The 13,642-nt window shown below is 73.9% G+C and carries 12 protein-coding genes and 1 pseudogene; 3 read left to right on the top strand and 10 right to left on the bottom strand.

The window, feature by feature from the left end; genetic code table 11:
• Positions 1-6: 6 nt before the first annotated feature.
• From BU204_RS12700 to BU204_RS12660, 10 genes and pseudogenes are all read right to left on the bottom strand, one after another.
• Positions 7-843: an aldo/keto reductase gene (locus BU204_RS12700; protein ID WP_198942854.1), complete on the bottom strand. Its 837-nt coding sequence runs from the start codon at positions 841-843 to the stop codon at positions 7-9.
• 89 nt (positions 844-932) lie between these two features.
• Complete coding sequence (locus BU204_RS41920) at positions 933-1,265, bottom strand: aminotransferase class IV (protein ID WP_269844641.1); 333 nt, start codon at positions 1,263-1,265, stop codon at positions 933-935.
• Positions 1,266-1,350: 85 nt separating this feature from the next.
• Positions 1,351-1,890 (bottom strand): annotated as a pseudogene (locus tag BU204_RS42255) (aminotransferase class IV); the annotation flags it as partial.
• A complete protein-coding gene (locus tag BU204_RS12690; protein ID WP_075125838.1) occupies positions 1,887-2,531 on the bottom strand; it encodes an HAD family hydrolase in 645 nt (214 codons plus the stop codon). The gene BU204_RS12690 and the pseudogene BU204_RS42255, both read right to left, overlap by 4 nt.
• Positions 2,528-3,832, bottom strand: coding sequence for a D-arabinono-1,4-lactone oxidase (locus BU204_RS12685; RefSeq protein WP_075125837.1), 1,305 nt, complete (start codon positions 3,830-3,832; stop codon positions 2,528-2,530). The genes BU204_RS12690 and BU204_RS12685 overlap by 4 nt, the downstream gene beginning before the upstream one ends.
• Positions 3,829-4,701 (bottom strand): dTDP-4-dehydrorhamnose reductase, encoded by an 873-nt coding sequence (gene rfbD / locus BU204_RS12680; RefSeq protein WP_075125836.1) that lies wholly within the window; start codon positions 4,699-4,701, stop codon positions 3,829-3,831. Before rfbD ends, BU204_RS12685 begins: the two co-directional genes overlap by 4 nt.
• A complete protein-coding gene (locus BU204_RS12675; protein ID WP_075125835.1) occupies positions 4,701-5,375 on the bottom strand; it encodes an RraA family protein in 675 nt (224 codons plus the stop codon). Before BU204_RS12675 ends, rfbD begins: the two co-directional genes overlap by 1 nt.
• Before the next feature lie 155 nt (positions 5,376-5,530).
• Positions 5,531-7,444 carry a 1-deoxy-D-xylulose-5-phosphate synthase N-terminal domain-containing protein gene (locus BU204_RS12670; protein WP_075125834.1) on the bottom strand — a complete coding sequence of 638 codons (1,914 nt, stop codon included), beginning with the start codon at positions 7,442-7,444 and terminating at the stop codon, positions 5,531-5,533.
• A 15-nt stretch (positions 7,445-7,459) separates the two neighbouring features.
• A complete protein-coding gene (locus BU204_RS12665) occupies positions 7,460-8,269 on the bottom strand; it encodes an SDR family oxidoreductase (RefSeq protein ID WP_075125833.1) in 810 nt (269 codons plus the stop codon).
• Positions 8,266-9,312: an N-acetylneuraminate synthase family protein gene (locus tag BU204_RS12660; RefSeq protein ID WP_075125832.1), complete on the bottom strand. Its 1,047-nt coding sequence runs from the start codon at positions 9,310-9,312 to the stop codon at positions 8,266-8,268. The genes BU204_RS12665 and BU204_RS12660 overlap by 4 nt, the downstream gene beginning before the upstream one ends.
• A gap of 369 nt (positions 9,313-9,681) precedes the next feature.
• Between BU204_RS12660 and BU204_RS12655 the strand changes: the two genes are divergently transcribed.
• The 3 genes from BU204_RS12655 to BU204_RS12645 are packed head-to-tail and all read left to right on the top strand — an operon-like array spanning position 9,682 to position 13,629.
• Positions 9,682-11,088, top strand: a complete 1,407-nt coding sequence (locus tag BU204_RS12655; RefSeq protein ID WP_075125831.1) for an aldehyde dehydrogenase family protein — start codon at positions 9,682-9,684, stop codon at positions 11,086-11,088.
• A complete protein-coding gene (locus BU204_RS12650; protein ID WP_075125830.1) occupies positions 11,078-12,379 on the top strand; it encodes an aminotransferase class III-fold pyridoxal phosphate-dependent enzyme in 1,302 nt (433 codons plus the stop codon). The genes BU204_RS12655 and BU204_RS12650 overlap by 11 nt, the downstream gene beginning before the upstream one ends.
• Entirely contained in the window at positions 12,376-13,629 is a 1,254-nt protein-coding gene (locus BU204_RS12645) for an ATP-grasp domain-containing protein (protein WP_075125829.1), read from the top strand. The genes BU204_RS12650 and BU204_RS12645 overlap by 4 nt, the downstream gene beginning before the upstream one ends.
• The last annotated feature ends 13 nt before the right edge of the window (positions 13,630-13,642 follow it).

The raw sequence follows: 13,642 nt of genomic DNA, 5'->3' as shown, positions 1-13,642 counted from the left end.
CCGGGGTCAGCTCGCCGGGGTCAGCTCGGCGAGCTGGTCGGCGGACAGCTCGAGCGAGCCGGCCGCGACGTTCTCCTCCAGGTGCGCGATCGAGCTGGTTCCCGGGATCGGGAGCATGACCGGCGAGCGGTGCAGCAGCCAGGCCAGCGCGACCTGTGCCGGGGTGGCGTCGAGCTGTTTCGCGACGCGCTCGAGCGGGCCGCCGGGTGCGGCCAGGTCGCCGCTGGCCATCGGCTCCCAGGGGATGAACACGATGTTCTCGCGCTCGCAGTAGTCGACCACGTCCTCGTGCCGGCGCTGGCCGAGGTTGTACATGTTCTGCACGCTCACCACCTCGAGCTGGCGGCGGGCCTGCTCGAGCTGGTCCACCGTCACCTCGGACAGTCCGATGTGGCGGATCTTGCCCTCGTCCTGGAGCTGCCGCAGCGCGCCGAACTGCTCGTCCGCCGGCACCTTCGGGTCGATGCGGTGCAGCTGGTACAGGTCGATGCGCTCCAGCCGCAGCCGGCGCAGGCTCAGCTCGGCCTGCTGGCGCAGGTACTCCGGGCGTCCCACCGGGCGCCACTCCCGACGCGAGGGGCGGGTCTGGCCGGCCTTCGTGCCGATGACCAGGCCCGGCGGGTACGGATGCAACGCCTCCGCCAGCACCTCCTCGCTCGTGCCTGGCCCGTAGGAGTCCGCCGTGTCGATGAAGTTCACGCCGAGCTCCACCGCGCGGCGGGCCACCGCGACGGCGGCCGCCGGGTTCTCCGGCGGACCCCACACCCCCGGACCGGTGAGGTGCATGGCACCGAAGCCGATGCGGTTGAGCGGCAGGTCGCCGCCGAGCACGACGGTGGACATCCGGGGACCCCCTGGGTTGACGAGCGGAACCGTGTTCATCCTGCCGGAACCGGCCGACCGGACCGCTGAAAACTTCTGCACACTACTGTTCAGGATCGCTGGAACGACACCTCGGTCAGCCACTCGGGGTGGCGGTCGGAGCGGCAGCGCACCAGCGCCGCGTACTCCCGCTCCAGCGCCGCGGCCACCGGGCCGATCCCACCGCCACCGACCGGCAGGCCGTCGATCGCGACGACCGGCAGCACCTCCCAGGCGGTGCCCATGAAGAAGATCTCCTCGGCCAGGTGCAGCTCGCCGCGGTCCACCGCGCGCTCCTCGACCGGCACCCCCAGTTCGGCGGCGACGGTCAGCAGCGAGTCCCGGGTGATCCCGGCGAGCACCCCGCTCGCCAGCGAGGGGGTGACCAGCACGCCGTCGCGCACCAGCGCGACACACGCCGCGGCGCCCCTCGGCGACCTGGTGCCGGTCGTTGAGCATGATCGGCCAGTCGTGCCCGTTCTGCCGCGCCTCGATGAGCGCGAGGCGTCCGTTGTGGTAGTTGGCGAACGCCTTGGCCCGCGGGGGCATGGCCGTGGCCGGCACCCGCAGCCAGGAGCTGACCGCGGCCCGGCAGGTCGCGCCGCCGCCCAGCCGGCTGGTGAACGGCCAGCTGTCGACCACCGCGGTGCACTCGACACCGGCCGGCACCAGCTGCTCCCGGATCACCCCGCGCGGGAAGACCCACGGCCGCAGGTAGGTGTCGCCACGGGAGCCGTTGGCGGCCAACAGCTCCAGGCAGGCCAGGCGCAGCTCCGCCCGGGAGTACGGCACCGTGAGGCGGCACAGGCGGGCCGAGTCGAGCAGCCGGTCGAGGTGGTCGTCGAGGCGGAAGACCAGCAGCCGGTCACCGCCGTCGGCCAGGTAGGCCTTGATCCCCTCGAACACCGCCGCGACCGACGCGTGGCCGACCGCGTTGACGTGCACCAGCGCCTCCGACCACGGCTCGAGTCCGCCGTCGCGCCAGATCCAGGCCGGGGGCGGTGCCTCGTCGGCGAGCGGGCTGTTCATGCCGGCAGCGCCTCGATGCCAACTCCCGCCAGCGTCGGCAGGACCAGGGTCGCCCGGCCCAGCTCCGCCGCCGGGGGAGCCGCACCGTTGGGGACGGCGACGCAGCGCAGGCCGGCGGCGAGCGCGGCGGCCACCCCGGACGGCGAGTCCTCGAACGCCACGACCTCGGCGGCGGCGAGACCGGTCGCGGTCAGGGCGTGCCGGTACAGGTCCGGCGCCGGCTTGTGCCGCGGCTCGTCGTCGCCGGTGACGACGACGGCGAACCGGTCACCGACGCCCAGCCGGGCCAGGTGCCCCAGCACCCACGACCTCGCCGAGCTCGACACGACCGCGAGCCCCAGCCCGCGCTCGCGGGCGCTGTCGAGCAGGTCCGCCACCCCGGGACGCAGCGGCTCGGCGTCGGCGAGCTCGCGCTTGCGGCCGGCGCGCCAGGTCAGCTCGGCGTCGGTGACCGGGCGGCCCAGCCGCGCGGCCAGGTCGGCCGCGGCCAGCTCGTGCCCGGACGACCGGCCCGCCATCCTGGCCCACAGCCGCGCGGGCAGCTCGTGACCGAGCCGGGCGTACAGCTCGGCCCACGACCGCCGGGCAGCGGACTCGGTGTCGCACACCAGCCCGTCGAAGTCCAGGAACAACCCCTTCACTCGTCCACGCTCCCCAGCAACCGGGCCAGGTGGTCGTTGGTGAACAGACCGGCCGGGTCCAGCTTGCCGCGCATCCTGGCGAAGGTGTCCCACTCCGGGTAGCGCGGTCGCAGGACCTCGGCCGTCGCGGTGTGCGCCTTGCCCCAGTGCGGCCGGCCGTCGTGCTCGCGCAGCACGTGCTCGACGGTGCGCAGCAGCTCCACGTGACGGGTGCCGCGGGGCACGGTGAGGTTGACGTAGCCGGTCCGGCGGCCGTAGGCCGGCGAGAGCGGCGCGTCGTCCGCGGCGCCGACCCGGACCAGCACCGAGTACGGCGAGTACAGGCCGAACCGCCGCAGCGCCCCGCGCAGCGCGCGCAGCGCCGCCGGCACACCCGCGACCGGCAACGCGTGCTCCAGTGCCAGGAACCGCACCGGCTGCGGGAAGCTGAACACCCGGTAGCTTTCGTCTACATAGGACGCCTGCGGTCGCCGCGGGGGCAGCCCCTCCACCAGCCGGGGCGCCGCGGCGGGGTTTACCCGGCCCGCCAGGCCGGCCAGCCCGCACCGGACCTCCTCGACGGTCGAGCGCCAGGGGCGCAGCCGGGCGCCGGGGGTGACCGGCTCCTCCGTGCGGTGCAGCGCGCGGGTCGAGACCGTGTCCCGCCAGGGCAGCCACGCACACGAGACGTGCTCCGCGCTGCCCGCCCACTCGTCGAACCCGTCGAGCACGTCGTCGAGGGGCCGGCTGCCGCCCACCACGCGCAGCCGGAACGCCGGTTCGCAGCGCAGGGTCACCCGGGTGACCACGCCGAGCGCGCCGAGCGAGGTGCGGGCACACCGGAACAGCTCCGGGTCGCGCCGCTCGTCGCAGTCGCGCACCGCACCGTCCGCCGTGACCAGGCGCAGACCCACCGCCAGGCTCGCGAACGGACCGTGCGCCAGGCCCGTGCCGTGGTTGCCGGTGGCCAGTGCCCCGGCCACGGTCTGCCCGGTGATCGTGCCGACGTTGGCCAGCGCCAGGCCGGCCCGGTGCAGTGCCGCGTTCAGCGCGGCCAGCGAGGTGCCGCCGCGCACGGTGACCAGGCCGGCGTCCCGGTCGAGGTGGCCGACCCCGGTGTAGGCCGACATGTCGAGCAGGGTGCCGTCGGTGCACGCGAGCCGGTTGAACGCGTGCCCGGCGCCCACCGCACGCACGGTCTCACCCGCCGCGGCGGCGCGTGCCAACGCGGCCACGACCTCCTCCTCGACGAGGGGCCGAACGATCCGAGCCGGCCGACACAGGGTGGTTCCCGCCCAGTTCCTGTACTCGGGGTGCCTCATGTCCGCACCGTCCCGAGCTCGCGGCAGAAGCGGGTCACCGCGTCGGTCCAGTGGGGCATGGGATGTCCCAGGGAGGCCAGCAGGTCGGTGTTCAGGGCGGAGTCGCGGGGGCGGGTGCCGAGGAAGGGGCGGTCGGCGAGAGGGACCGGCAGTAGCGTCGGCGTGTCGTGGCGGGTGGCCAGGGCGACCTGGGCCACCTGGTACCAGCTCGCGCTGCCCGTGTTGGCGGCGTGCACGGTGCCGGTGGTGCCGCGGGCGAGCAGGAACACCAGTGCCGCGGCCAGGTCCACGGTGTAGGTCGGGCAGCTGAACTGGTCGTCGATCAGCTCGACAGCGGCGCCCCGCGCCGCCCCGCGCACGGTGGCGAGCACCGTGTCCGTCCGCTCGTCGGAGCCGCCGAACAGCCACGACGTCCGCACCAGGAGGTGGGCGGGCACCGTCTGGCTGATCCGCTCGCCGGCGAGCTTGGTGAGCCCGTAGACCGACAGCGGGCTCGGCGTGTCGGTCTCCCGGTAGCCGCCCTCGGGCGGCGTCGCGCCGTCGAAGACATAGTCGCTGGACAGGTAGACCAGGCGGGCGCCGCTGCGGCGGCAGGCGTGCGCGACGTTGTGCGTGCCGGCGACGTTGACCCGCATCGCCAGCCGCGGGTCGGTCTCGCAGTCGTCCACGATCGCGTGTGCGGCGGCGTGTACGACCACGTCCGGGGCGAAGGCGGCCACCGAGTCGAGCACCGCGCGGCGGTCGGCGATGTCGAAGTCGGCCCGGGAGACCCCGTGCAGTAACCAGTCCTGAGTGGACGGTCCGGTGCGGACCGCGTCGGTGAGCGCCGTGCCCAGCATGCCGTCGGCGCCGGTGAGGTATACGCGCATCACAGGTGTCCGAACTCGGCCAGCAGCTCGGCGACCGACGCCCCCGAGCTGATCTTGTCGCGGATCACCTTCTCCTTGGTGATGTTCATCCTGGTGCCGGCGAGCACGTCCTCGGCGAGGTCCGGCGGTACGACGGCGATGCCGTTCTCGTCGGCCACGACGATGTCGCCCGGGTTGACCACCTCGCCGGCGATCACCACCGGCACGTTCACCTGGACCGGTTCGGTGCGGTCGTGCACCGCGGTCGGCGAGGGACGGGGCACGGTTCCCCGGTACCAGACGGGGAAGTCGAGGTCGCGGATCTCGTCGACGTCGCGGATCGCGCCGTCCACCACGCCCGCCGCGATCCCGGCCTTCGCCGAGAGCGTGGACATCAGCCCGCCCCACATCGCCGTGCGGGTGCAGCCGTGCGCCGCGAGCACGATCACGTCGCCGGGCTCGGCGCGGGCGAGCACCGGCATGCAGTCGACGAGGTCGTCGACCGACAGGTTCACCGTGAGCGCCGGGCCGGCGACCTTGTGGTGGGGGAGCACGGGGAGCAGGCCGCCGATGGCGCCGACGCGGCGGCGTGCGTCGGCGACCAGGCAGCTCGGGCTGTACTCGGCGAGCACGGCCCGGAAGCCGTCCACCAGCTCTCGCGGCGGTCGGATCAGGTCGTTGTAGACGGTCTCCATGGGAGGTGTCCTTTCAGGTCGTGACGTGCTGGGGCACGTCTGGTGGATCTCCGGCCGCGCGGTCCGCGCCCGGATGGCCCCTGGCGGCGTTGTCGCATCGGCCGAGTACGACCCGGTACGAGGCCGACGCTCCGCCTTGCCAGGAACCACCCGGATCACGAACCGCATCGACCAAGATCCACCAAACGCGCCCCAGGGAGGCGGGCGAGCAGGGTGTCGGTGAGCCGGTCGGACCGCAGCCCGTGGTGCTCGAGCGCCTCGTTCGCGGTGCCGCACACGGGCAGCTCGGTGAGCCCGATGCCGAGGAAGCGCGGCGGCCGGGGCAGGTCGGCCTCCAGCAGCGCGCGGGCCACCAGGTCGGCCTGGCCGCCGCGGGTGAGGTGGTTGTCGACCACGACGACCGCGTCGGCGCCCTCGGCGAGGTCGGCCAGCCAGCGCGGGTCGACCCGGTTGAGCCACGGCAGGTTCACCACGGTCAGGTCGAGCGCGGGGGCGGCCGCCAGCAGCTCGGCCAGCACCACCGGTCCCGCGCCGATCGCGACGACCCGACCGCCGGCCCGCACCACCTGCCCCCGACCGGTGACCAGCGGACCGGCCGGCAGGTCCAGCAGCTCCGCCGCGCAGGGCACGCTGACCAGCCGCAGGTAGACGCTCTGCGGCGCGGCGGCGCAGTAGTCGACCGCGGCACGGGTCTGCGCCGGGTTCGCCGGCTCCAGCACCACCAGCCCCGGTACCGCGCCGACCGCGCTGACGTCGCGCACGGCCTGGTGTGAGTGCCCCGGCGCCGCCGGCAGCACCCCGGCCAGCGAACCGACGTAGACGACCTTCCGGTCCTCGCTGGCGTTGTTGTAGATCTGCTCGTTCGGCCGGGCGTGCAGGAAGCAGGAGAACGAGTGGACGAACGGAAGGAACCCGCGCGCGGCAAGGCCGCCGGCCATCGACACCATGTCCTGCTCGGCGATGCCGCACTCGACGAAGCGGCCGGGGTGGGCGTCGCGGAACGGGACCAACCCGGTGTCCAGGACGAGATCCGCGTCGAGCGCGACGACCCGCTCGTCGCGTGCCGCGAGCGCGGTCAGCGCCTCGCCGTAGACCCGAGGCAGCGAGACGGTGCCGGCGCCCGCGGCACCGGGCGGATCGGGCACCGAGGCGGTCCGTCCGGTCAGCGGTGCCAGGCCGGCCTCGGCCAGCACCGCGTTCGCGGCCGCGGTCAGCTCCTCGTGCGCGGCCGCGTGGTCGGCCGGCGAGGGCGCGCCGCTGTGGAAGCGGTAGCGCCACTCGCCCGGCGCCATCGAGGTCGCCGCGAACCGGGCGCAGCCGGCACCCTTCACGGTGTCGGCGATCACCACCACCGGGCGGTCGGGGTGGGCCCGCTCCCGCTCGCGGAACGTCCGGTCGAGCGCGGCCACGTCGTTGCCGTCGCAGCGCAGCACCCCCCAGCCGAACCCGGCGAACCGCGCGGCCAGATCGCCGAGGTCGCTCACGTCCGCCACCCACGTGTCGGACTGGAGCTTGTTGTGGTCGACGACGACGGTGAGCTCGCCCATTCGGGCGTGCACTGCCCCGGCGAGCGCCTCGTAGTTCTGGCCCTCCTGCAGCTCGCCGTCACCGGTGAGCACGAACACCCGCTGCCGCCGGCCGGCCAGCCGGTTGCCCAGCACCAGCCCCTTCGCCTTGGAGATGCCCATGCCGAGCGAACCGGTGTTGAACGGCATGTGCGGGGTGCGCACGTCGGGGTGGCCGGGCAGGCCGCCGAGCCGGCGCAGCCGGTGCAGCAGGTCCTCCTCGAGCCGGCCCAGGCCGATCAGCGCGGCGTAGAGCCCGGGCGCGTCGTGGCCCTTGGAGGAGAAGTAGACGTCCTCCTCCCGCAGCTCCTCCAGCAGCAGCCAGGACACCACGTCCGCGGCGCTGAAGCTCGAGCCGAGGTGGCCCGAGCCGGCGCGCGACACCATGTACAGCGTGTTGATCCTCGTCATCGCCGCGACGGCGCGGCAGCGCAGGTGTGGATCGGCGATGCCCGCCCGGACCCGCTCGAACTCGGTCACGGGCAGCCAGGTCAGCGTCCGCATGTCAGCTCCAGATGGTCACCAGCAGCCGTAGCCGCCGTCGACGAGCAGTTCGGTTCCGGTCACGTAGCCGCTCTGCGGCGAGGCCAGGAACAGCAGCGGGCCGCGCAGGTCCGCGGCGACCGCCATCCGCCGCAGCGGCACCCGGTCGCTGAACTTCGCGACGAACTCCGCGTCCTGGTCGCCGAGCACCCCGCCCGGCGAGAGCGTGTTCACCCGCACGCCCGCCCCGCCCCAGAGCGCGGCGAGGTAGCGGGTGAGCGCTCCGACGGCGGCCTTGGACATCCCGTAGGCGGGCGGCTTCAGGAACGGCGGGTCGAGCGGGAGGTGGGCGTAGAGCCGCTGGTCGGGTGCGAGGCCCGCGTAGAGCGAGCCGATGTTCACGATCGACCCGCCGCCGCGGGCGGCCATGGCCGAGCCGAACACCTGGCAGGCCAGCAGCGTGCCCAGCGCGTTGACGTCCAGCACCGTGCCGGACAGCTCCACGGGCACGTCGCGGAACTCCCAGCCCCGGGCGGCGGCCGAGGGCGGCGAGTCGACACCGGCGTTGTTCACCAGCACGTCCGGTGGGCGGGAGCACGCGCCGAGCACCCGCTCCAGCCCGGCCCGGTCGGTGACGTCCGCGGTGTGGAAGCGGAACGCCTTGTCTCCGTGCACCTCCAGCACCTCGCGCAGCCGGGCGTCCGGCGCCCCGGCCCGGTCCAGACCGACGACGGCGGCGCCCGCGGCGAGCAGCGCGTCGGTCCACACCGGACCGAGGCGCCCGCACACGCCGGTGACCACCGCGAGCCGGTCGGACAGGTCCGCGTCCGGCGCGGCCGCGGTCATGCCAGGACGTCGAGGGTGATGTCGGCCTCCGCGGCGAGCGGAGCGCCGAGGGGCCGACCGATGACCTGGTCGAGCAGGTACGGCGGGGTGCCGTCGCCCGGAGACTTGATCAGGATGTCGACCTCGCCGAGCACGTGCCCCTCGGGCAGCGGCCGCGCGGCGACGAGCTTCTTGCCCATCTTGCGCAGCGCCGGCAGCTCCCGGGGGTCCCGCGCCTTGACCGGCGAGCCGAGTGCCTCCCGGGTGCGGCGCAGCCCCGAGACCAGCTCGCCGAGCTGTGCCGGCTCGAGCGAGAAGTGGTGGTCGCTGCCGGGGCGGCCGCGGTCCAGCGTGACGTGCTTCTCGATCACCCTGGCCCCGAGCGCGTAGGCGAGGTAGCTGGGGCTCAGGTCGAGGTCGTGCCCGGAGAAGCCGACCACGACCTCCGGCAGCTCCCTGCGGTAGGTCCGGATGACCGACAGGTTGAGGTCGACCGGCGCCGCGGGGTAGATCGCCGTGCACTGCAACACGGCCAGCTGCGGGTTGATCGGCAGGATCGCGTCCACCGCGCGGCGCACGTCGGCCATGTCGGCGGCACCGGTGCTGATGACCAGCGGGATGCCGGCTTTGGCCGCGTAGGTGAGCAGCGGGACGTTGGTCAGGTCGCCGGAGGCCATCTTGATCGCTGGGACCCCCAGCTCCACCAGGAAGTCCACGCTGGGGAAGTCGAAGGCGGTGGAGATGAAGTGGATGCCGGCGTCGGCGGCGACCGCGGCGAGGTGCCGGTACTCGGCGGCGCCGAACTCGAGCGCCTCGCGGTGCGCGCCGTAGGTCGGACCGTAGCTGTTGCGCCCGGTGTAGGGCTCGTCGTACATGGCCCGGGTGTAGAGCGAGCGGTTGTCACGCTTCTGGAGCTTGGCCGCGCTCGCACCGGCCGCGGCCGCCGCGCGGACGAGCTCCTCGGCCTTGCCGAGATCTCCCTCGTGGTTGTGCCCGATCTCGGCGATCACGTACGCGTCGGTGGAGTCGTCGATGAACCGGCCGGCGATGGAAAGCTTTCTCACGGGTTTTCCTTGTCAGGTCGGAAGTAAGTTCCCCGGGCAATAGGGATCGGTTTCCCCCGACGGAAAACGAGCCACGCCCATCGATTCTTTGCGGCAAGTGTTCTAACAGGTCACTTCGACCCCTGTCAACGCTCTTACCAGCGGTAAGGCGGCGAGGAAGCTCCCCTTCCCCAGATACATCGAACCCTCGAATTGAGTAGTGATTAGGCCGGTCCGGTCATTGGAGCAACGCTTAACTGTACTGGGAAGAATTTTTCAGCGCAGAATGCGCGACAGTGCGGCAAACTGTCCGCTGCGCGAGGGGAACGCGACCCGACCACTGCCGCGAGGAATGCGGAACAAGGACGCGCGTCCGACGGAGGAGATCACGTGGACAATCCAGGGACCGACCATGTGGTCGACGCGGCCCTCGTCCGTGCCCGGGCTGCCCAGGAGCAGGCCGCCACCTGGCCGCAGCACCGGGTCGACGACGTCGTCGCCGCGGTCGGCTGGTGGTGCTACCGGGCGGACAACGTGCGTGCGATGTCCGCGACAGCGCATCGCGGCACCGGGCTGGGCGACCCGGAGGACCTGTTCGCCCTGCACCGCAGGCGGGTGCTCGGCACGCTGCGGGACATGCACGGCGCGCGGACCGTCGGCGTGCTCGAGGCCGACCCGGCGCTCGGCCTGCGCGTCCTGGCCAAACCGGTCGGGGTGGTGGCGCTGGTCAGCCCGGCGACCGCGCCCTGCTCGGCCGTGGTGTGCACGACGCTGCAGCTGCTCAAGACCCGCAACGCGGTCGTGTGCTGTCCCAACCCCGCCGCGCAGGACGCCGTCGCCCACGCCGTCGCCCTCATCCGGGCCGCGCTGGTGGAGGTGGGGGCCCCGCCGGACCTGGTGCAGCGCGTCGGGCCGAGCGGCCGCCCCCTGGCCGAGGCGCTGATGAGCGCCGCCGACCTCGTCGTGGTCTCCGGCGGGGCGGCGACCGTGCGCCGCGCCTACGCCAGCGGCACACCCGCCATCGGGGCCGGCGTCGGCAACCCCACGGTCGTGGTGGACGAGACGGCCGACCTGGCCGCCGCCGCCGAGCGGATCGTCACCGGGTCGACGTTCAACAACGGGACCTCCTGCTCCTCGGAGAGCAACGTGCTCGTCGCGGCGGCGGTCGCCGCGGAGTTCCGCGCCGAGCTGCGCGAGCGCGGCGTGCACCTGTGCGACCCGGACGAGACCGCACGACTGCGGCGCGTGCTCTGGCCCGACGGGACCCGGCTGGACCGTTCGGCGATCGGCCGCCCCGCCGCCGCCCTGGCCGAGCGCGCCGGCATCGAGCCGGCCGACCCGGACAAGACCACGTCGCTGGTCGCCGTGCTCGACCAGGTGGACCCGGCCGACCCGCTGCTGGGCGAGAAGCTCTCACCGGTGTTCACCCTGGTGACCTACCAGGACTTCGACCAGGCCGTGGCCGCGGTGGACGCGATCACCCGGGCCTGCGGCAGCGGGCACAGCTGCGGCATCCACACCACCCGCGCGGACCGGGTGGCCGCGCTCGCCGAACGGGTCGGGGTGGCCAGGGTGATGGTGAACCAGTCCACCGGCTCGGGGAACAGCGGCAGCTTCGACAACGGCCTGCCGTTCACCTCGATCGTGGCGAGCGGCAGCTGGGGCGGCTGCGCCCAGTCGGAGAACGTGACCTGGCGGCACTTCATGAACCGCACCACGGTCTCCCACCCCATCCCCGAGCGGCGGCCGGACGAGGAGACCGTCTTCGGCGTGCACTGGGACCGTCATGGCGTCTGATCCGGTCTTCCACCCCTGGGTGGCGCAGGCCAAGGCCGCTCCGGTGGTGGTGGCCGGCGGTGCGGGTGCCTGGTTCTGGACCCGGGAGGGCGAGCGCTTCCTGGACCTGCACGCCCAGCTGGGCAACCTGCACCTCGGCCACCAGCACCCGGCCGTGGTCGCCGCGGTCACGCACCAGGCCGGCCGCATGTGCACGCTCGCCCCGTCGTTCGGCGCGGAGGTGCGCGAGCGGGCGGCCCGCATGATTCTGGAGCTCGCCCCGCCCGGGGCCAGGTCGGTGCTGTTCACCACGGGTGGCGCCGACGCCGTCGAACACGCCCTGCGGATGGCGCGTTGCGTCACCGGGCGGCCCAAGGTCCTGGCCGCGCACCGGTCCTACCACGGCGCGACCGAGGGGGCCATCGGTGTCACCGGCGACCCGCGGCGCTGGGCGGTGCCCGGCGCCGGCGCCGGGACGGTGCGGTTCTTCGGGCCGTACCTGTACCGGTCGGAGTTCCACGCCACCAGCGAGGAGCAGGAGGGTGAGCGCGCGCTGGCGCACCTGCGCCGGCTGCTCGAGCTGGAGGGCCCGCACACGGTCGCGGCGGTGATCGTCGAGCCGGTGGTGGGGAGCAACGGCGTGCTGGTGCCGCCGGAGGGCTACCTCGCCGGGGTCCGCGCCCTCTGCGACGAACACGGCATCCTGCTGGTCGCCGACGAGGTGATGACCGGCTTCGGCCGCTGCGGCGCCTGGTTCGCCTGCGACCTGTGGGGCGTTCGGCCGGACCTGCTGACCTTCGCCAAGGGCGTCAACTCCGGCTACGTGCCGGTCGGCGGCGTTGTGGTGGGGGAGCGGGTGGCCGAGCACTTCGCCGAGCGGCCCTACCCGGGCGGCCTGACCTACTCCGGCCATCCGCTGGCCTGCGCCTCGATCGTCGCCTCGCTGACCGTGCTCGAGGAGGACGGCCTGGTGGACCGCGCCGCGGACCTCGGGGAGCGCGTGGTGCGGCCGCTGCTCACCGAGCTGGCCGGGCACCTGCCGGTGGTGGGCGAGGTTCGGGGCAGAGGGCTGGCGTGGGCGCTCGAGCTGGTGGCCGACCGGGCGACCCGCGCGCCGCTCGCCCCGTACGCGGCACCCGGGCGGGTGCACCCCCGGATGGCCGAGGTGCTGTCCGCCTGCCGCGCCCGAGGCGTCTGGCCCTTCGTCGCCGCGAACCGCGTGCACCTGTTCCCACCCCTGGTCATCACCGAGGACGACCTGTGTACCGGCATCGCCGCCGTCGGCGCCGCGCTGACCCTGGAGGACTCATGAGCATTCTGGTCGTACACAAGGGCAACCCGAGCCGGCGGCGGCATCTGGCGCGTGCCGCCCGCTATGCCGCCGACCACGGCGAGGAGCTGGTGCTGCTGATGGCCGGCGCCACGTGGGAGGCCGAGCTGGCCGACCGGGTAGTGCCGGTGGACACCGCGAACGCCGAGGACGTGCTGGCCGCGGTCAAGGCGGAGACCGCCCCGGTGTCCGGCGTCGTCACGTTCGCCGAGGCGCTCGTGCCGGCCGTGGCGCGGGTGGCCGCCGAGCTCGGCCTGCCCTGGGTGAGTGAGCGCACCGCCCAGCTGGCCAGGGACAAGTACCGGATGCGCCTGGCGGCACAGGCCCACGACGTGCGCCAGCCCCGGTTCGGGCTCGCCCGCGACCTCGACGAGGCGTTCGACGTGGCCGAGGGCGTCGGGTTCCCGCTGGTGCTCAAGCCGGTGCTCGGCACCGGGAGCATGTTCGTCCGCAGCGTCGCCGACCGCGACGAGCTCGCCGCGCACTTCGAGTTCTTCCGCCACGGCGCCTGGGCCGGCTTCTCCCGGGACCCGTTGCACCGCGCCGCGGTCGCCGAGTACGGCGGCGGGCTGCTGCTCGAGGAGTTCGTGCCCGGCCCGGAGATCAGCGTCGAGTCGCTCGTGGTCGGCGGGGTCACCCACTCGGTCGCCATCCACGACAAACCGCTGCCGACCGGACCGACGTTCGAGGAGGTCTACGCCTGCACGCCGACGCGGCTGCCGGCCGAGGTGGCGGCGACCGCGGCCGCCGCGGCGGCGGACGTGCACGCCGCGCTGGGCATCGACGTCGGCGGTACCCACGTCGAGTTCCGCCTGCGGAACGGGACAGAGCCGGTCCTGCTGGAGGCCGCGGCCCGGCTCGGCGGCGGACCCATCTACCGATCGGTCCTGCTGTCCACCGGCGTCGACCTGGTCGAGGGCGCGCTCGACGTCGCGACCGGCCGAGCGCCCGGGATCGAGCCGAGGGAGCGGCCCGCGGCCGTCGGGTTCTGGAACATCTTCCCCGAGCGGGCGGGCCGGTTCGTCGCCGCCCGGGGCGTCGAGGAGGCCCGCGCCGACCCGCGGGTCGTCGAGCTCGACATCTACCGCGAGCCGGGCGAGCCGCTCGCCGTGCCCCCGCAGACCTTCCAGGGCCACGGCCACCTGATGTTCGTCGCGCCGGCGCTCGACGCGCTCGACAGCACGTTCCGCGAGCTGACCGCCCTGGTCCGGCTGGAGACCGAACCCACCTGAGAAGGGGAGTACC

This window comes from Actinophytocola xanthii (genome assembly GCF_001921205.1).
Classification (GTDB): Bacteria; Actinomycetota; Actinomycetes; order Mycobacteriales; family Pseudonocardiaceae; genus Actinophytocola; species Actinophytocola xanthii.
Note: the sequence above shows the minus strand (reverse complement) of the source record. Positions and strands in the feature narration are given on the sequence as shown.

Coding starts and splice junctions, on each gene's coding strand:
- BU204_RS12700 (WP_198942854.1), bottom strand. CDS start 843: ATGTCCACCGTCGTGCTCGGCGGCGACCTGCCGCTCAACCGCATCGGC.
- BU204_RS12685 (WP_075125837.1), bottom strand. CDS start 3,832: ATGAGGCACCCCGAGTACAGGAACTGGGCGGGAACCACCCTGTGTCGG.
- rfbD (WP_075125836.1), bottom strand. CDS start 4,701: ATGCGCGTATACCTCACCGGCGCCGACGGCATGCTGGGCACGGCGCTC.
- BU204_RS12675 (WP_075125835.1), bottom strand. CDS start 5,375: ATGGAGACCGTCTACAACGACCTGATCCGACCGCCGCGAGAGCTGGTG.
- BU204_RS12670 (WP_075125834.1), bottom strand. CDS start 7,444: ATGCGGACGCTGACCTGGCTGCCCGTGACCGAGTTCGAGCGGGTCCGG.
- BU204_RS12665 (WP_075125833.1), bottom strand. CDS start 8,269: ATGACCGCGGCCGCGCCGGACGCGGACCTGTCCGACCGGCTCGCGGTG.
- BU204_RS12650 (WP_075125830.1), top strand. CDS start 11,078: ATGGCGTCTGATCCGGTCTTCCACCCCTGGGTGGCGCAGGCCAAGGCC.
- BU204_RS12645 (WP_075125829.1), top strand. CDS start 12,376: ATGAGCATTCTGGTCGTACACAAGGGCAACCCGAGCCGGCGGCGGCAT.